This window comes from Amycolatopsis sp. 195334CR (assembly GCF_017309385.1).
Classification (GTDB): domain Bacteria; phylum Actinomycetota; class Actinomycetes; order Mycobacteriales; family Pseudonocardiaceae; genus Amycolatopsis.
The window spans coordinates 4,337,502-4,357,359 of the sequence record NZ_JAFJMJ010000001.1 but is presented as its reverse complement, the minus strand read 5'-3'; the positions used below and the strand labels follow the sequence as shown (position 1 = coordinate 4,357,359).

Genomic DNA, 19,858 nt, shown 5'->3' with positions numbered 1-19,858 from the left:
AGGATTCACGGTAGGGCGGGCCCCACCGGCATTTGCCGCAGCACCTCGAACACCACGTCCTCGGGCACGTCCCGCACCAGTTCGGCGCCGTCCGGGCCGTCCAGCGCGAACGCCAGCCCGGTGGTGGCCTTCTTGTCCATGCCCATCAACCGGACCAGTTCCGCCAGGTCGAGCCCCGGTGGCAACTCCGACGGGCAGCCGTAGGACAGCACCACGTCGAGGTGTTCGTCCACCCTGGCCTGGTCGATCCGGCCGAGCGCCCCGGCGAGCCGGCCGGCGAACACCGTGCCGATCGCCACGGCTTCCCCATGGCGGAGCCGGAAATCGGTGGCCCGTTCCAGCGCGTGCCCGAGGGTGTGGCCGTAGTTGAGGATGTGCCGCAGCCCGGAGTCCCGTTCGTCCCGCGCCACGATCTCGGCCTTGCGGCGGACGCTCGCGGCGATCTGCTCGGCCAGCGGCAGCTCCCGCAACTCCCCCGCGCCGATGAAGTGCGCACGGGCGATCTCGCCGTAGCCGTTGATCCACTCGCGTCGCGGCAGGGTCTCCAGGAAGTCCGTGTCGCAGAGGACCGCGGCGGGCTGCCAGTACGCGCCGACCAGGTTCTTGCCCTCGGGCAGGTTCACCGCGGTCTTGCCGCCGACGCTGGCATCCACCTGCGCCAGCAGGGAGGTCGGCAGGTGCACCACCGGGATCCCGCGGTGGTACAGCGAAGCCGCCAGCCCCACGACGTCGGTCAGCGTGCCACCACCGCACGAGACCAGCGCGTCCGAGCGGGTCAGGCCGAACCCGGCGAAGCGGCGGCACAGCTCCTCCACCGTCGCCAGGTTCTTGTCCTGTTCGCCCTCCTGCCCGGTGAGCACGATCGACTCGACCCCGGGATCGGGCAGCAGCTCGGCCGGCCTGGCCGACACGACGGCGACTCGCCGAACCCCCAGTCCGGCGAGTACGCCGCCGAGCCGGTGCCGGACCCCGGCGCCCACGTGCACCGGGTACGAGCGGTCGCCGAGGTCGACGTCGATCCGCTCGCTCATCAGGCGCTCGCCACAGCCGCGGCCGGGCACAGGGCGAGCAGTTCCTCGGGCCGTTCCAGCACCACGTCCGGGTCCGCGGCCAGCAGCTCGGCCGTGTTGCCCTCGCAGCCCCAGACCGCGGCGATGGCGGTCACCCCGGCGGCCTGCCCGCTCTGGATGTCGGTGACCGCGTCGCCGATCATCATCGACCGGTCCGCGGGCACGCCGAGCACGTCCATCGCGTGCCGCACGATGTCCGGTGCCGGTTTCGGGCGGGCGATCTCGTCCGAGCCGATCACCACGTCGAACAGCTCGATCAGGCCGAGGGTTTCCAGCAGCGACCGGGCGCGCGGCCCGCTCTTCCCGGTGGCCACGGCGATCCGGTGCCCGCGCTCCCGCAGTTCCGCGATCGTCTCGGGCACCCCGTCGTGCACCTCGACCTCACCGGCGAGGCGGTAGCTCTCGCGGACGAACGGCTCCTCCATCGCCAGCGGCAGGCCCATGATCCGCATGATGTCCGGGAAGTACCGGCCGAGGTGCTTGTTGTACTCCTCGAACGGCGGGTGCCCCTCGCCGACGACCTCGGCGTAGGCCAGGTCGAAGGCCTGGCGCATCACCGCGAAGCTGTCCACGATGACCCCGTCGAGGTCGAAGACGACGCCGAGGGGGCCGCCGGTCGCCGGGCGGTTGAGTTCGATCGTCACGCGGTCCTCCGCCGGTTCACGGAGCCGTAGACCCCTTCGATCACCCGCACGGTCTTGCGGGCGTCCTCGATCGCCCTGCCCTGCGACGCGGGATCCGCGAGCAGGCCGGGCAGTTCGTTGAGCTGCCGGTCGTACTCCGAGCCGATCGGCTCCTCCGGGACCGGCAGCGCCACGGTTTCGCCGTCGCAGGTCAGGCTCAGCACGGCCGCGCCCTCGCGGTTCGGGCTGAAGCCGAAGGTGCAGCGCAGCCGGGCGGTGCCCTCGCTGCCGTGCACGGTCACCGTGGTCACGTCGCGTTGTTCGTGCGAGGCCCAGCTCGCGCGGACCAGCACTGACGTGCCGTTGTCGGTGACCAGGAACGCGTTCGCGGTGTCCTCGACGTCGCCGTGCGCCCCGGTGCCCGCGTCGTGGCGCCAGACCGCGCCCCGCGAACTGTCGTTCACGAAGTCGGCCGAGACCGAACCGATGACCTGGTCGATCTCCGCGTCGCCGAGCAGCGGCCCGGCCACGTCGAGCAGGTGCCAGCCGAGGTCGACCAGCGCGCCGCCACCGGAGTAGCGGCGGTCGGTGAACCAGCCGTCGCCCGAAGGCACGCCACGGGCGCGGATCCAGGTCAGTTCGAGGTGCCGGATGTGGCCGAGTTCCTTGCGGAGGTCGTGCAGGGCCAGCACGTCCGCGCGGAAGTTCGCGGCACTGCCCGCCAGCAGGGTGGCGCGGCCGGCGCGCTCGGCGGCGGCCAGCGAGTCGACCTCCGCCGAGGACAGGCACACCGGCTTCTCCAGGAACACCGAGATCCCGTCGAGCAGCAGACCCTTGGCCACGTCGTGGTGCAGGTGGTTCGGCACCGCCACCACGGCCAGGTCCACCGAGAGCCCCTTCAATTCGTCCACACTGGACAGGAGCTTGAGGTTTCCTGCCTCGCGGCCGACCGTGCTGCGGATGACCGCCTCGGGATCGACCGCGGCGACCACGTCGAAGGCGGGGTGGGCCTGGAGGCGGGGCAGCCAGATCGACCGCCCCGCCCAGCCGAGGCCGACCACCGCGACCCGGTAGGTCTTCATCGCCGCGCCAGCACTTCGGCGACGATCGCGGCGGTGTCGTGCATCTGCTGCTCGGTGCCCAGCAGGGTCCGGTGGTGCAGCCACACGCAGTCGCGGTACAGCTCCTCGGTGACCGGGCAGCGCGCGGCGATCTCGTCGACCGTCTCCGCGGGCGCGCCCTTCTCCCAGAAGCCGTCGACGCGGTAGATCGCGCGGAAGGCGGCGAACGCGGGCACCCCGCGCTCGATCAGCGCGTCGACGAGCTCGTTGCGCTGTTCCTCGGTGATGCCCGGGAGCCGGATCATCGCCATGTAGTGCGGATTGCGGTCGCAGCGCTCGTCGCGGGACTGCGCGACCACACCGGGGATCTCGTCGAGCAGGCCGCCCAGCAGGCGCCAGCGCTCCTCGCGGGTGTCGATCTGGCTGTCCAGGCGGGCCAGCTGCGAACGCAGCACGGCGGCGCTGAACTCGTTCATCCGGAAGTTCGAGCCGGAGGTCTGGTGCAGGTAGCGGCGGTCGGTGCGCGGGCGGCCGCAGCTGTGCCGGAGGAACGCGTGCTCGAAGGACTCCGAGTCGGGGAAGGTCACCGCGCCGCCCTCACCGGCGGTCATCAGCTTGCCGTTCTGGAAGCTGAACGCGGCGATCGAACCGAGTTCGCCGACGCGCTGGCCCTGCCAGCGGGCGCCGTGCGCGTGCGCGGCGTCCTGGATGATCGCCACCCCGGCGTCGTTCGCGATCTTGGCCAGACCGTCCATGTCGGACATGTGGCCGGCCATGTGCACCGGCATGATCGCCTTGGTGCGGGTGGTGATCAGGTCGGCGGCGGCGCCGGCGTCGATGCAGTAGGTGTACGGGTCGACGTCCACCGGGATCGCCGTGCCGCCGAGGCGCTGCACCGCCTGCGAGGAGGAGATGAAAGTGAACGCGGGCACCAGCACCTCGGTGTCCGGGCCGACGCCGAGCACTTCGAGCGCCAGTTCGAGGGCGTGCGTGCCGTTGGTGACCGCGAGCGCGTGCGGGGCGCCGTGGTAGTCGGCGAACTCCTGCTCGAAGGAGTCGACCTCCTTGCCGCCCATGCGCCACCAGCCGTCCTGCTGGAGCGCGCGGAGGAGGCCGTCGCGCTCGCCGTCGTCGAACTGCGGCCAGGCCGGGTAGTCAGGAGCGGGGGTCGGACGAGAATTCATCGGGCTACTCCGGTTCGGTCGGCTTTCGGGTGGAGTCGAATTCCGCGGTTGATCCGAGCGTAAGGCGGGGTTTTGCCACCCCCAACCCCGACGACCCCCCTAGCCCGTTCCACCCGCAATTCCGCCGGGATATTCACCAGGACCGCGAATTCCTAGTGTTTTCCCCAGTGCTGGTTCGCCGCGAGCAGGACGGCACCGTGCAAAGAGGACAAGCCACCCAGCGCGGCGGGCTGGATGGGCACCACCGGTTGTCCCGGCCGGGCCAGGGTTTTCGCCTGTGCGGCCACCTCGGCGGCGAACCCGGGCAACGCGGCGGCGAACCCGCCACCGATCAGCACTCGGCTCGGGTGCGCCAGTTCCGCGACACCGACCGCCGCGGTCGCCAGCGCGGCGCAGGTCTCCTGCACTGCGGCCAGCGCCCAGCCCTTCGCGTCCTGGTAGGCCTGGGTGAACTCGTCGAATTCCGGTTCGTGGCCGAGGATTCCGGCGGCCCGGCGAAGCGTGGCCGGGCCGGACGCGAGCGCCTGAAGGCAGCCGGACCGGCCGCAGGTGCAGGGCGGGCCGTTGCGGTCGACGATGAGGTGCCCCAGTTCGCACGACCCGCGCGCGAGGCCGGGCCACGGCCGTCCACCGGAGACGATGCCGCCGCCGATCCCCGTGCCCACTCCGAAGTAGACGAGGTCGGCACATCCCGCCGCGTCGGCTTCGGCGACCGCGGCGAGGTCACCGTCGTCGGCGAAACTCACTGGAACACTAGGGAAAACCTCACCGAAGAGGGTGTAGAGGTTCGCGCCGGTCCAGCCGGGCCGGTTGGACCAGGCGAGCACCGTCCCGGTGTGGTCCAGGGTGGCGGGCATGGCCACGCCGACGGCTTCGGGTTCGCCGAGTTCTTCCACCGCGGCGGCCACTCTCGCCAGGTCGTCGCGAATATCGCGGAATGGTCCCCAGCGCATTTCGCCGCTTCTCCCGCCGATCCGGAAAGCGACCTTGGTCCCGCCGATGTCGATGCCGAGCTGAGTGATCTTGTCCTCCTCGCCGGACTGAGCGATTTCGGGCCCATCGCGTGTTAGGACTGCGAGTATGGACGAACTGTTGCTGATGAACGGCCCAAATCTGGGCATTCTCGGAAAACGTGAGGTCGAGGTCTACGGCTCCAGCACGCTCGCCGACATCGAGGCACTGGTCGCCGCCGAGGTCGCCGGGCGCGGGTGGCGCGTCACCTCGGTCCAGAACGACTGCGAGGGCGAGCTGATCCGGACGCTCCAGGACAGCTACGACACGGTCGGCGCGATCATCAACCCGGGTGCGCTGATGATCGCGGGCTGGTCCCTGCGGGACGCGCTGGCGAACTACCCGCGCCCGTGGATCGAGGTGCACCTGTCGAACGTGTGGGCCCGCGAGCAGTTCCGGCACGAATCCGTGCTGGCCCCGCTGGCCAGCGGCGTCATCGTCGGCCTCGGCGCGGACGGTTACCGCCTCGCCGCACAGGCCCTGCTGCACCAGATCCCCGCCTGAGTGCAGTGAATGTGGCTTTCACTGCGCCTGACGCTGTGAAAGCCACATTCACTGCATGGCGGGCGCCGGTCAGGACCGGCCCAGTTCCTCGTCCAGCAGGGCGAACACCTCGTCGTCCGAAGCGGAGTCGAAGTCCAGTTCGGTCTCCTCCGCCTTCGCCCCGGAGCGCAGTGAGGCCCACCGCGTCCGCAGCACCTCGAGGCGGCCGGCCACCTGCTTGAACGTCTGGTCGTCGACCTCCGCGCGCCCGATCGCCTGCTCCAGCTTCGCCAGTTCCGACAGCAGCGACGCACCGGCATCCACAGTGGACTCCGGCACCAGCTGGCCCCGCAGCAGCGCCACCAGCTCGTTCGGCGTCGGGTAGTCGAACACCAGCGTCGCGGGCAGTTTCAAGCCGGTCGCCCCGGTCAGCCGGTTCCGCAGTTCGACCGCGGTCAGCGAGTCGAAGCCCAGCTCCTTGAACTGCCGGTCCGGCTCCACCTCGCCACCGTCGGCGTACCCGAGCACCGCGGCCACCTGCTCCCGCACCAGCGTCATCAGCGCCTCCTCGCGCTCCACGTCGCTCAGGCCAGCGAGCCGCCGCAGCAGCGTGTCGGCCGTCTCGACCCCGGCCGCCGACCGCTGCGTCCGCGTCCGGATCAGCCCCCGCAGCAGCGGCGGCACCTCCGGCTGCGTCCGCAGCACCGAAAGGTCCAGCCGCACCGGCAGCAACACCGGCTCGGCCGCGGTCAGCGAGGCGTCGAACAGCGCCAGCCCCTGCTCCACGGTCACCGCGGGCATCCCCGACCGCGCGATCCGGTCGGCGTCCACACCGGACAGCATGCCCGCCCCGGACCACGCGCCCCAGCCCAGCGACAACGCCGGGAGCCCGAGGTCGCGCCGGTGCGCGGCCAGTGCGTCCAGCCAGGCGTTCGCCGCCGCGTAGTTGCCCTGGCCCGCGTTGCCGAACACCCCGGCGGCGGACGAGAACACCACGAACGCCGACAGCTCGCCGCCGAGCGAGTGCAGGTTCCACACCGCGTCGACCTTCGGCCGCAGCACCGCGCTCAACCGCTCCGGCGTCAGCGACCCGATCGTGCCGTCGTCGAGCACACCCGCGGTGTGCACGACCGCCCGCACCGAATGCCGTGCGAACAACGAGGAAACGGCTTCCCGGTCCGTCACGTCACAGGCCTCGACCGCGACCGAGGCCCCCAGCGCGGAAAGCTCGGCCGCCAACTCGGCCGCCCCTTCCGCGGCCGGGCCACGACGGCTGACCAGCAACAGGTCCGTGACTCCCCGATCGGTGACCAAGTGCCGGGCCAGTTCCGCGCCCAGCCCGCCGGTGCCACCGGTGATCAGCACCTGACCGTCCCACTCGAACGGCTCGGCCGCGGGCTTCGCCACCCGCGCGATCCGCGGTGCCAGCGCGAGCCCGTCGCGGATGGCCAGCTGCGGTTCCTCCACGGTCAGCGCCTGCGGCAGCACCGCCACCGCGAGCCCACCGGCGTCGAGGTCGATCAACCCGAACCGGCCGGGGTTCTCCGACTGCGCCGAGCGCACCAGGCCCCAGATCGCGGCGGTGGCCAGGTCCGGCGAGTCGCCCTCCTCGGCGGCCACCGCACCCCGCGTGACGAAGACCAGCCGCGAATCGGCGAACCGCTCCTCGGCGATCCACTCCCGCAGCAGCCCCAGCACCCGCGCGCCCACCTCGTGCGCCGAGGCCACCACGTCCTCGGTCCCGGTGATCGGCGCGACCACCGTACCCGGCACCTCACCATCCACAATAGACGCGAGATCGGCGTAGGGCTCCCCGGCGGCCAGGCTTTCCGCGAGGCCGAGTTCGTCCGGCCCGACCACCGCGGTGGCCACCATGCCCGGCTCCATCGCGGCGGGCACCCAGTCCAGCTTGAACAGCGAGTCGCGGGCCACGTCGTCGAGCTGGTCGGTGGACACCCCGCGCACCACCAGCGACGCGATCGAAGCGACCGGCTGACCGGAGGTGTCCGCCGCGGCGATCGCCATCGTGTCGCCCGCGGTCCGGATGCGGACCCGCAGCGTGCGCGCGCCGGTCGCGTGCAGGGAGACGCCCGCCCAGGAGAACGGCAGGCCGCCCTCGCCGGAACCCGCCAGCAGCGACGCGTGCAGCGTCGAGTCCAGCAGCGCCGGGTGCAGGCCGAAGCCGTCGACCGGCACGTCCTCGTCCAGCTCGACCTCGGCGAACAGATCCTCGCCGTCCTTCCAGACCGCGCGCAGGCCCTGGAACACCGGCCCGTAGCCGAACCCGATCTCGGCGAACTTCTCATAGCACCCCGACACCGAGACCGCTTCCGCACCGGCAGGCGGCCACGCGGTGGCGTCGAACTCGGCGCGCTCCACGCCCTCGGCCAGCGAGCCCGTTGCGTGCTCGGTCCACGGCAGGTCGACCGCGTCCTCGGGCCGCGAGTACACCGAGACCGGGCGGCTGCCCGACTCGTCCGGCGCCCCCACCGCCACCTGGACCTGCACGGCTCCGGACTCCGGCAGCACCAGCGGCGCGGCCAGGGTCAGCTCCTCGATGCGGTCGCAGCCCAGCTCGTCACCGGCTCGCAGCGCCAGCTCGACGAACGCGGTGCCCGGCAGCATCGGCCGCCCCATCACCGCGTGGTCGGCCAGCCACGGGTGCGAACCCAGCGAAAGCCTGCTGGTGAACAACACGCCCTGCCCGGCGGCCAGTTCGACGGCCGCGCCCAGCAGCGGGTGCTCCATCGAGACCAGCCCGAGCCCGGAGGCGTCCCCGCCCCGGCTGACCGAACCCGACGGCCAGAACCGCTGGTGCTGGAAGGCGTAGGTCGGCAACTCCACCTGTCGTGCTCCCGTTCCGGCGAAAACTCCCCGCCAGTCGACGTCCACCCCGCTCACGTGCAACCGGGCCAGCGCGGTCAGCGCGGCCTGTTCCTCGTCGCGGCCCTTGCGCAGCAACGGAACGAGCACGGCGTCCTCGGGCGCGGACTCGGCGGCCATCGCCGAGAGCACCCCGTCCGGTCCCAGCTCCAGGAACGCCGTGACGCCGTCGGCCACCAGCGTTTCCACGTTCTCGGCGAACCGGACCGCGTCCCGCACGTGCCGCACCCAGTACTCCGGCGAGGTCACGTCCCCGCTGGTCACCACCGGGATCTCCGGCTGGGCGAAGGACAGCTCGGCGACCACCGCGCGGAACTCGTCCAGCATCGGGTCCATCAGCGGCGAGTGGAACGCGTGCGACACCGGCAGCCGGCTGGTCTTGCGGCCGTCGGCCTGGAACTTCGCCGCGATCTCGGCGACCGGCTCCTCGGCGCCGGCGATCACCAGCGAGGTCGGGCCGTTGATCGCCGCGATCGACACCTGGTCGGTGAGCAGCGGCGTGACCTCGTCCTCGGTCGCCTGGACCGCCACCATCGCGCCGCCGGTGGGCAGCGCCTGCATCAGCCGGGCCCGGGCGGAGATCAGCTTGGCCGCGTCCGCGAGCGAAAGCACCCCGGCCACGTGGGCCGCCGCGACCTCACCGATCGAATGCCCGGCCACGTAGTCAGGCTTGACGCCCAACGACTCCGCCAGCCGAAACAAGGCCACTTCGAGGGCGAACAACGCCGGTTGCGCGTTCCCCGTCTGGTTCAGCGCTTCCTGGTCGTCGCCCCACATGACCTCGCGAACGTCCAGGTTCGCCAGCACCTCGTCCAGCGCGGAAGCGAACACCGGGTACCGGTCGTACAGCTCCCGGCCCATCCCGATGCGCTGCGATCCCTGACCGGAGAACACCACGGCCAGCGTGCGGTCGTCGGCCACCCCGCGGGCCGCTTCGACCACACCGTCCTCAGTGGACAGCAGGACCGCGCGGTGCTCGAAGGTGGACCGCTGGGTGATCAGCGAAAGGCCGACGTCGACGGCCATCCGGCCGTCGGCGAACTCGCTGATCCGCTCGACCTGCCCGTCCAGCGCGCCCGCCGTCCTGGCCGACACCGGCAGCGGGACGACCTCCGGCTCGATCTCCGGGACCTCCAGCGCCTCGGTGGTCCGCGGCGGTTGCTCCAGGATCACGTGCGCGTTGGTCCCGCTGATGCCGAACGACGACACCGCCGACCGGCGCGCCCGGCCCACCTCGGGCCATTCGGTGACGTCGGTGAGCAGCTCGACCGAACCGGCCTCCCAGTCCACGTGGGACGAAGGCGTGCCGACGTGCAGCGTCTTCGGCAGCGTGCCCTGCCGCATCGCCATGACCATCTTGATCACCCCGGCGACCCCGGCCGCCGCCTGCGTGTGGCCCAGGTTCGACTTGACGGACCCGAGCAGCAGCGGGTGCTCGCGGTCCTGCCCGTACGTGGCGAGCAGCGCCTGCGCCTCGATCGGGTCGCCCAGGGAGGTGCCCGTGCCGTGTGCCTCCACCGCGTCCACATCGGACGTTCCAAGACCCGCGCTGGCCAGCGCCTGCCGGATCACCCGCTGCTGCGACGGCCCGTTCGGCGCAGTCAGGCCATTCGACGCACCATCCTGGTTCACCGCGGAACCACGGACCACCGCCAGCACCTGGTGCCCATTGCGGCGAGCATCCGAAAGCCGTTCCAGCACAACCAGGCCGACACCTTCCGACCAGCCGACACCGTCCGCGTCGTCGGAGAACGCCTTGCACCGGCCGTCCGGCGAAAGGCCGCGCTGCCGCGAGAACTCCACCAGCGCCGACGGCGTCGACATCACCGTGACACCACCGGCCAGCGCCAGCGAGCATTCCCCGGCCCGCAACGCCTGCATCGCCCAGTGCATCGCGACCAGCGAAGACGAGCACGCGGTGTCGATGGTGACCGCCGGGCCCTCGAAGCCGAACGTGTAGGCGACCCGGCCGGACGCCACGCTCGGCGAGGAACCGGTGCCCTGGTGGCCTTCCATGTCGCCGCCGCCCATTCCGGCGCCGTAGTCGTTGTACATCACGCCGGCGAACACGCCGGTCGCGCTGCCGTGGAGCGAGGTCGGGTCGATCCCGGCCTGCTCGACCGCCTCCCACGCGGTTTCCAGCAGGAGGCGCTGCTGCGCGTCGGTGGCCAGCGCCTCGCGCGGGCTCATCCCGAAGAACGCCGGGTCGAACTCACCCGCGTTGTGCAGGAACCCGCCGGAGCGCGAGTACGAGGTGCCCGGGTGGTCCGGGTCCGGGTTGTACAGCCGGTCGAGGTCCCAGCCGCGGTCGGTCGGGAACCCGCTGATCGCGTCGGTGCCGTCGAGCGCGAGCTGCCACAGGTCCTCCGGCGAGGAGACCCCGCCGGGGTAGCGGCAGGCCATGCCGACGATGACGATCGGGTCGTCGGTGACCACCTTGGTGGCCTGCTCCGGGACCACCACCTCCGCGCCGAGAAGCTCGTCACGCAGGTAACCGGCGAGCGCGCCGGTGTTCGGGTAGTCGAAGACCAGCGTCGCGGGCAGCCGGAGCCCGGTCACCGCACCGAGGCGGTTGCGCAGTTCGACCGCGGTCAGCGAGTCGAAGCCCAGCTCCTTGAACTGGCGGGTCGCCTCGATCTTGGTGCCCTCGGCGTGCCCGAGCACCGCCGCGACCTCACCCCGGACCAGCTCCATCAAGGTTTCCATACGACCGGTCGTATTCATTTCCGACAGGCGCTGGACCAGCGAAGCGGCCGTCTGCGCACCGGCGGCCGACCGCCGCGACCGCGTCCGGATCAGCCCGCGCAGCAGCGGCGGGATCTCCGGCTGCGCCCGCAGCACCGGCAGGTCGAGGCGGACCGGCATGACCATCGCGGCCTCACCGGACAGCGCCGCGTCGAACAGCGCGACCCCGGTTTCGGCGTCGATGGCGGGCATGCCGGTGCGGGCCATCCGCTCGGCGTCGGAGGCGACCAGCATGCCGGTGCCCGCCCAGGCACCCCACGCCAGCGACAACCCCGGCAGCCCGGCGGCCCGCCGCTGCTCGGCCAGTGCGTCCAGGAACGCGTTGGCGGCGGCGTAGTTGCTCTGCCCCGGCGTGCCGAACACCCCGGCGGCCGAGGAGAACACCACGAACGCCGACAGTTCGCGGTCCCTGGTCAGCTCGTGCAGGTGCCAGGCGGCGTCCACCTTCGGGCGGAACACCAGGTCCAGCCGCTCGGGCGTCATCGAGCCGAGCACACCGTCGTCGAGCAGGCCGGCCGTGTGCACCACCGCGGTCACCGGATGCGCGTCGAGCAGCGCGGCGACGGCGTCCCGGTCGGCGACGTCGCAGGCCACCAGGTCGACGTTCGCGCCCCGCGCTTCGAGATCGGCGACCAGCTCGGCCGCGCCCTCGGCGTCGCGTCCGCGACGGCTGACCAGCACCAGGTCCGCGACCCCGTGCTCGGACACCAGGTGCCGCGCGAGCACTCCGCCGAGCCCGCCGGTACCACCGGTGATCATCACGCGGCTGCCGTCGGCCCAGTCGAGGCGCTGTTCAGGCGCCACCACCCTGGCGACCCGCGGCGCGAACAACCGGTCCCCGCGGATCGCGAGCTGCGGTTCCTCGGCGGCCAGCGCGCGGGTCAGCAGGTCACCACCGCCGTCCGCCGGCACCCGGGCCGGCAGTTCGCCATCGCTGTCCACCAGCGAGAACCGGTCCGGGTTCTCCGCCTGGGCCACCCGCACCAGGCCCCAGACCGCGGCGGTGGCCGCGTCGGGCATCTCACCCTCGGCCGCGGCGACCGCGCCTTCGGTGACGATCGCCAGCTTGGCGTCGGCGAACCGGTCGTCCGCGAGCCAGTCCTGGAGCAGGCCGAGCACCCGCCCGGTCACCTCGCGCACCGCTTCCGGCGCTTCCCCGGCAACGGCGCCGACGCGGGCGACCACCACCTCGGGAACGTCCACAATGGAGGCGAGCGACCCGGTCAGCTCGGCGGTCAGCGGCCCCTCCTCGGGCACCGCGACCGAGGTCCAGTCGACGGTGAACAACGAGTCGGCCGTGTTGTCCGTGCTCACCGCTTCAGCAGCCTTCAGCGCCAGTGCCTCCACCGACACCACCGCACCACCGGACGGGTCGACGGCCGCGATCGAGAGGCCGTCGGCCTTGCGGGTCAGCCGGACCCGCAGCGCCGACGCGCCGGTGGCGTGCAGCGACACCCCTTCCCAGGAGAAGGGCAGGCCGCCTTCGCCGGAACCGGCCAGCAGCAACGCGTGCAGGGTGGCGTCCAGCAGTGCCGGGTGCAGACCGAACCCGCCGGCCTCGACGGGCAGTTCCACCTCGGCGAACGTGTCGTCGCCGCGCTGCCAGACCGCCCGCAGGCCCTGGAACACCGGGCCGTAGGTGAAGCCGGTCTCGGCGAACGCGTCGTAGCAGCCCTCGACCTCGACGGGTTCGGCGTCGGCGGGCGGCCATTCGGTGGTGTCGAAGGCGACCTGCCGCTCACCCTCGGCCAGCACACCGGTGGCGTGCTGCACCCACGGCTGGTCGACCGCGCCTTCCGGCCGCGAGTACACGGCCACCGACCGGCGTCCCGACTCGTCGGGCGCGCCCACCGCGACCTGCGTCTGCACGGCACCGCGGTCCGGCAGCACCAGCGGCGCGGCCAGGGTCAGCTCGTCGATCCGGTCGCAGCCCACCTCGTCCCCGGCCCGCAGCGCCAGCTCGACGAACGCCGTGCCGGGCAACAGGATCTGGCCCATCACCGCGTGGTCGGCGAGCCACGGGTGCGAGCCGAGGGCGAGACGGCTGGTGAACAGCAGGCCCTCGCCCTCGGCCAGGGTGACCGCCGCACCGAGCAGCGGATGCTTGACCGACTCCAGGCCCAGGCCGGAGGCGTCGCCGGGCCGGGCGACCACCGGCGGCCAGTACGACTGGCGGCGGAAGGCGTAGGTCGGCAGGTCCACCCGCTGCGCGCCGGTCCCGGTGAAGAGCGCCTTCCAGTCCACCCGGACGCCGTTGACGTGCAGGCGGGCCAGCGCGGTGACCGCGTTCAGCTCCTCGTCGCGGTCCTTGCGCAGGACCGGCACGGCGATCGAGTCGGGCGCGACCTCGGCGGCCATCGCCGAAAGCACCCCGTCCGGGCCGACTTCGACGAAGTGCGCGTCACCGGCGGCCGCGAGGTTGTCGGCGAACCGCACGGTGTCACGCACGTGGTTCACCCAGTAGTCCACTGTGGTCACGTCGCCGGTGGTGCGCATCGGGAGACGCGGCTCGTTGAGCGTGATGCCGTCGATGGCGGCGCGGAACTCGTCGAGCATCGGGTCCATCAGCGGCGAGTGGAACGCGTGGGACACCTTCAGCCTGCTGGTCTTTTCGAAGCTTGAGGCGATCTCCAGCACCGCGGCTTCCTCACCCGCGATCACCACGCTGGACGGCCCGTTCACCGCCGCGATCGAGACCCCTTCGGTGAGCGGGATCTCCGCCTCCGTGGCCTTGATCGCCACCATCGCGCCACCGGTCGGCAGCGCCTGCATCAACCGCGCCCGCGCCGACACCAGCGTGCACGCGTCTTCCAGCGACATCACCCCGGCGACGTGCGCGGCGGCGATCTCACCGATGGAGTGGCCGACCAGCTGGTCCGCCCGGACGCCCCACGACTCCAGCAGGCGGAACAACGCCACTTCCAGCGCGAACAACGCGGGCTGCGCGTTCCCGGTCTGGTTCAGGGCCTCCTGGTCGTCACCCCACATCACCTCGCGGACGTCGAGCTGCCGGAGCACCTCGTCCAGAGCCTGAGCGAACACCGGGAACCGCTTGTACAGCCCACGGCCCATGCCGATCCGCTGGCTGCCCTGACCGCTGAACAACAGCACCGTCGGCCGGTTCACCGCCGTGCCGCACGCCACCTCGTCGATACCGTCCTCAGTGGACAGAAGGATCGCGCGGTGCTCGAAGGTGGACCGCGTGGTCGCCAGCGAGTAGCCGATGTCCACCGGCGTGCGGCCGTCGGCGAACTCCGCGATCCGCTCGACCTGGGCGTCCAGCGCCTCGGCCGACTTCGCCGACACCGGCAGCGGCACCACCTCGGGGTCCACCAGCGGCGCCTCGATGGTGCGTGCGGGCTGCGGCGGCTGCTCCAGGATCACGTGGGCGTTGGTCCCGCTCACGCCGAACGAGGAAATGCCCACCCGGCGCGGCTTCTCGTCCTGCGGCCATTCGGTGGCCTCGGTGAGCAGCTCGACCGAACCGGCCTCCCAGTCCACGTGCGACGACGGCGTGCCCGCGTGCAGCGTCTTCGGGAGCAGGCCCTGGCGCAGGGCCATCACCATCTTGATCACCCCGGCCGCGCCGGCGGCGGCCTGCGTGTGCCCGAAGTTCGACTTGATCGAACCGAGCAGCAGCGGCCGCTCGCGATCCTGGCCGTAGGTGGCCAGAAGGGCCTGCGCCTCGATCGGGTCGCCGAGGGTGGTGCCGGTGCCGTGGGCTTCCACCGCGTCGATGTCGTGTGTGGACAGTCCGGCCGAAGCCAGCGCCTGCCGGATCACGCGTTGCTGCGACGGCCCGTTCGGCGCGGTCAGCCCGTTCGACGCACCATCCTGGTTGACCGCCGAACCGCGGACCACGGCGAGGATCGGGTGCCCGTTGCGCTTGGCGTCGGACAGCCGCTCGACCACCAGCAGACCGGCGCCTTCCGACCAGCCCACCCCGTCGGCGTCATCGGAGAACGCCTTGCACCGGCCGTCCTCGGAAAGCCCGCGCTGCCGAGAAAACTCCACAAGCGCCGACGGCGTCGACATGACCGTGACCCCACCGGCTAGCGCCAGCGAGCACTCCCCGGCCCGCAGGGCCTGGGCGGCCAGGTGCAGCGCGACCAGCGAAGACGAGCACGCCGTGTCGACGGTGACCGCGGGGCCCTCGAAGCCGAAGGTGTAGGACAGGCGCCCGGAAACCACGCTCGGCGAGGTGCCGGTGCCCTGGTGCCCTTCGAAGTCACCGCCGTGCAGGATCGACGAGTAGTCGTTGTACATCACCCCGGCGAACACACCGGTCTGGCTGCCCTTGAGCGAAACCGGGTCGATGCCCGCCCGCTCGATCGCCTCCCACGACGTCTCCAGCAGCAGGCGCTGCTGCGAGTCGGTCGCCATCGCCTCGCGCGGGCTCATCCCGAAGAACTCGGGGTCGAACTCACCCGCGTTGTGCAGGAACCCGCCGGAACGCGTGTACGCGGTGCCGGGGTGGTCGGGGTCCGGGTGGTACAGCGCGTCCAGGTCCCAGCCGCGGTTCGAGGGGAATTCGGTGATCGCGTCGGTGCCGTCGAGCACCAGCTGCCACAGCTCCTCCGGCGTGGTGACCCCGCCGGGGAAGCGGCAGGCCATGCCGACGATGACGATCGGGTCGTCGGTGACCGCCCGGGTGACCTGCTCCGGGACGACGACCTCGGCGTCGAACAGCTCGTCGCGGAGGTACTCGGCCAGCACCACCGGGGTCGGGTAGTCGTAGACCATGGTCGACGGGAGGCGCAGGCCGGTCGCGCCACCGAGGCGGTTGCGCAGTTCGACCGCGGTCAGCGAGTCGAACCCGAGGGACTGGAAGGTCTGCTCGCGGTCGACCGCCTCGGCCCCGGCGTGCCCGAGCACCGCCGCGACCTCGGCCCGGACGAGCTCCACCAGGGTTTCCGTACGACCGGTCGTATTCATTCCGGACAGGCGCTGGATCAGCGAGTCGGCCGTCTGCGAACCGGAGGCCGACCGGCGCGAACGCGTGCGGATGAGCCCGCGCAGCACCGACGGGATCCGGCCGAGCGACCGCAGCGTGGCCAGGTCCAGCCGCAGCGGCACGACCACCGGGTCCCCTGTGGACAGTGCGGCGTCGAAGAGCGCCACCCCGTCCTCGACGGTCAGCGGTGGCATTCCCGTACGCGCCATGCGTTCCGCGTCCGACGCGACCAGCATGCCGGTGCCCGCCCAGGCACCCCACGGCAGCGAGACCGCGGGCAGGCCCTCGGCCCGCCGCCGCTCGGCCAGCGCGTCCAGGAAGGTGTTGGCCGCCGCGTAGTTGCCCTGCCCGGCGTTGCCGAAGATCCCGGCGACCGAGGAGAACAGCACGAACGCGCTCAGCTCGCGGTCACGGGTCAGCTCGTGCAGATTGAGCGCCGCGTCCACCTTGGGCCGGAACACGAAGTCCATGCGCTCGGCGGACAGCGAGCCGATCACCCCGTCGTCCAGCACCCCGGCGGTGTGGATGACCGAGTCGACCGGGTGCTCGTCGAAGACCGCGGCGAGCGCGTCCCGGTCGGCCACGTCGCAGGCGACCAGCCGGACTTCGGCGCCGCGTTCGGCGAGGTCCTCGACCAGGTCGTCGGCGCCCTCGGCGTCGTGCCCGCGGCGGCTGACCAGCAGCAGGTTCCGCACGCCGTGCTCGGACACCAGGTGCCGGGCGAGCACGCCGCCCAGGCCGCCGGTGCCACCGGTGATCATCACCAGGCCGTCGGGGTTCCACGCGAAGCGCTCCTCGGGCGCGGGAACGCGGGCCACCCGCGGGGCCAGCACCGCACCGGCACGTACCGCGACCTGCGGTTCGTCGGAACCGAGCGCCTGGGTGGCCGCCGAAACGGTGTCGTTGACGTCCAGGTCGATCAGGCCGAAGCGACCGGGGTTCTCCGACTGGGCCACGCGGACCAGGCCCCACACCGCGGCCGTGGCCACGTCCGGCACGTCCCCGTCGACGGCGGCGACCGCACCACGGGTGATGAAGATCAGCCGTGCGTCGGCGAACCGTTCGCCAGCGAGCCACTCCTGGAGCAGCCCGAGCACCCGGCCGGTGACCGCACGCGCGTCGTCGCCGGTGACCGGCACCAGCACGACCTCGGGCACCTCGGCCAGGTCGGCGAGTTCGCCGGTCAATTCCACTGTGGACGGAGTCTCGCCGGACGCGGACACGGGGGTCCAGGTCAGCTTGAACAGCGAGTCGCGTTCGAGGCTCCGCTCGGCGAGCTGGTCGGTGGACACGGCGCGCACGATCAGCGATTCGATCGACGCGACCGGCTGCCCGGCGGTGTCGGCCGCCGCGATCGAGACGGCCTCGCCGTCCCGCCTGAGCCACACGCGCAGTTTCGACGCGCCGCTCGCGTGCAGCGAGACGCCCTCCCAGGAGAAGGGCAACCCGGCGCCGCCGTCGCCGGAGGCCGCGAGCAGGGAGGCGTGCAGCGTCGAGTCCAGCAGCGCGGGGTGCAGGCCGAAGGCGGCGGGCTCCACGTCCTCGGGCAGTGCCACCTCGGCGAACAGCTCGTCACCGCGCTGCCACACCGCTTCGAGGCCCTGGAACACCGGGCCGTATTCGAATCCGGCCTCGGCGAACCTGTCGTAGCAACCGGCCACGTCGAGCGCTTCCGCGTCGGCGGGCGGCCAGGCGGTCGCGTCGAACCGGGCGGTGTACTCGCCCACCGCCAGCACGCCGCTCGCGTGCTGCGTCCACGGCAGGTCGACGGCGTCCTCGGGGCGGCTGTGGATGCTGAGGGTGCAGCGGTCGTGCTCGTCCGGCACGCCGACGCGGAGCTGCACCTGCACGGCCCCGTCGTCGGGCAGGACCAGGGGCGCGGCCAGGGTCAGTTCTTCGACGCGGTCGCAGCCCAGCTCGTCCCCGGCCCGCACGGCGAGTTCGACGAACGCCGTGCCCGGCAACAGGGTCCGGCCCATCACCACGTGATCGGCCAGCCACGGGTGCGACTTCAGCGACAGGCGGCTGGTGAACAACGCGCCGTCGTCGTCGGCGAGTTGGACCGAGGCGCCGAGCAGCGGGTGCGCCACGGAGACCAGGCCGAGCCCGGTCGCGTCACCCGGCTTGATGACCACCTTCGGCCAGAACCGTTCGCGCTGGAACGCGTAGGTCGGCAGGTCGACGTTGCGCGCTCCGGTCCCCGCGAAGAACCGGTCCCAGTCGACGCGCGTGCCGTTGACGTGCAGCCGGGCCAGCGCGATGAGGAAGGCGGCTTCCTCGCCACGGTCCTTGCGCAGCACCGGAATGGCCGTCTCGGCCACCTCGGCGGCCATCGCCGACAACGTGCCGTCCGGTCCCAACTCCAGATACGCGTGGTCGGCATCCAGGTGGTCCACGAACCGGACGGTCTCGCGCACATGCCGCACCCAGTACTCGGGCGAGGTCACTTCACCCGGCATCGGAATGCTCGGCTCGTTGAAGGTCAATCCCTCAATCGCCGCACGGAACTCGTCCAGCATCGGATCCATCAACGGCGAATGGAATGCGTGCGAGACCTTCAGCCTGCTGGTTTTCTCAAAGCCCGCGGCGATCTCCAGCACCGCCGCTTCCTCACCCGCGATGACCACGGAGTTAGGCCCGTTCACCGCGGCGATCGAGACCCCTTCGGTGAGCGGGACCTCGGCCTCCGTGGCCTTGATCGCCACCATGGCTCCGCCGGTCGGCAATGCCTGCATCAACCGCGCCCGCGCACCGATCAACGTGCACGCGTCTTCCAGGCTGAGCACCCCAGCCACGTGCGCCGCCGCGACCTCACCAATCGAATGCCCAGCCAACGACTCCGGCCGCACACCCCACGACTCCACCAGCCGATACAACGCCACTTCCAGCGCGAACAACGCAGGCTGCGCGTGCCCCGTCTGGTTCAGCGCCTCCTGATCTTCACCCCACATCACCTCACGAACATCAAGGTGCGCGAAGACTTCATCCAGCGCGCGGGCGAACACCGGGAACCGCTCATACAACTCACGGCCCATCCCGACCCGCTGCGAACCCTGGCCCGCGAAAACGATCCTCAGTGGACGCTCGACCGCCGATCCCCGTGCCACCTCGGCCCCATCGAGCAGCACCGCACGCTGCTCGAAGACGGCTCGTCCCAGCAGCGAGTACCCGACGTCCAACGGCGACTCGTCGACCGCCCGGACGCGCTCGATCTGCGCGTCCAACGCAGCTTCCGTGCGCGCGGACAGCAGCCACGGCACCAGCGCGGGCCCGTTCTGGCGCTCCGGCACCACCACCGGCGGCGCCTGCTCCAGGATCACGTGCGCGTTGGTCCCGCTGAAACCGAACGACGACACCGCCGCCCGACGGGCGCGCTCGCTCCGCGGCCAGTCGGTGGCCCCGGTCAGCAGCTCGACCGAACCGGCTTCCCAGTCCACATGGGACGAAGGCGTGCCCGCGTGCAGGGTCGGCGGCAACACGCCGTGCTGCATCGCCAGCACCATCTTGATCACACCCGCGACACCGGCGGCGGCCTGCGTGTGCCCCATGTTCGACTTGATCGAGCCGACCAGCAGCGGCCGCTCGCGGTCCTGCCCGTACGTGGCGAGCAGCGCCTGCGCCTCGATCGGGTCACCCAGCGTCGTCCCGGTCCCGTGTGCCTCGACCGCGTCCACATCGGATGTTCCCAGACCCGCGCTGGCCAGCGCCTGCCGGATCACCCGCTGCTGCGACGGCCCGTTCGGCGCCGTCAGCCCATTCGATGCACCATCCTGGTTCACCGCACTGCCACGAACCACCGCCAGCACCTGGTGCCCATTGCGCCGAGCGTCCGAAAGCCGCTCCA

The 19,858-nt window shown here is 71.8% G+C and carries 7 protein-coding genes (1 of these 7 running past the window's edge); 1 reads left to right on the top strand and 6 read right to left on the bottom strand.

Features of this window, described 5'->3' with window-relative positions:
* Positions 1–5: 5 nt before the first annotated feature.
* The 5 genes from JYK18_RS20490 to JYK18_RS20470 form a co-directional block, all read right to left on the bottom strand.
* Positions 6–1,031 (bottom strand): 3-dehydroquinate synthase, encoded by a 1,026-nt coding sequence (locus JYK18_RS20490; protein ID WP_206803543.1) that lies wholly within the window; start codon positions 1,029–1,031, stop codon positions 6–8.
* A complete protein-coding gene (locus JYK18_RS20485) occupies positions 1,031–1,714 on the bottom strand; it encodes an HAD-IA family hydrolase (protein WP_307795964.1) in 684 nt (227 codons plus the stop codon). The genes JYK18_RS20490 and JYK18_RS20485 overlap by 1 nt, the downstream gene beginning before the upstream one ends.
* A complete protein-coding gene (locus JYK18_RS20480; protein ID WP_206803542.1) occupies positions 1,711–2,775 on the bottom strand; it encodes a Gfo/Idh/MocA family protein in 1,065 nt (354 codons plus the stop codon). Before JYK18_RS20480 ends, JYK18_RS20485 begins: the two co-directional genes overlap by 4 nt.
* Positions 2,772–3,938 carry a DegT/DnrJ/EryC1/StrS family aminotransferase gene (locus JYK18_RS20475; RefSeq protein WP_206803541.1) on the bottom strand — a complete coding sequence of 389 codons (1,167 nt, stop codon included), beginning with the start codon at positions 3,936–3,938 and terminating at the stop codon, positions 2,772–2,774. Before JYK18_RS20475 ends, JYK18_RS20480 begins: the two co-directional genes overlap by 4 nt.
* 152 nt (positions 3,939–4,090) lie before the next feature.
* Positions 4,091–4,939, bottom strand: a complete 849-nt coding sequence (locus JYK18_RS20470; RefSeq protein WP_374195054.1) for an ROK family protein — start codon at positions 4,937–4,939, stop codon at positions 4,091–4,093.
* A 79-nt stretch (positions 4,940–5,018) separates the two neighbouring features.
* On the opposite strand from JYK18_RS20470, the gene JYK18_RS20465 reads away from it, so the two are divergent.
* Entirely contained in the window at positions 5,019–5,453 is a 435-nt protein-coding gene (locus tag JYK18_RS20465) for a type II 3-dehydroquinate dehydratase (RefSeq protein ID WP_206803539.1), read from the top strand.
* A gap of 69 nt (positions 5,454–5,522) precedes the next feature.
* On the opposite strand, the gene JYK18_RS20460 is transcribed toward JYK18_RS20465, so the two are convergent.
* Positions 5,523–19,858: the 3' end of a type I polyketide synthase gene (locus JYK18_RS20460; RefSeq protein WP_242579288.1), read on the bottom strand. 15,298 nt of this gene lie beyond the right edge of the window; 14,336 of the gene's 29,634 nt are visible here — the last part of the coding sequence; the start codon falls outside the window, past its right edge; its stop codon occupies positions 5,523–5,525.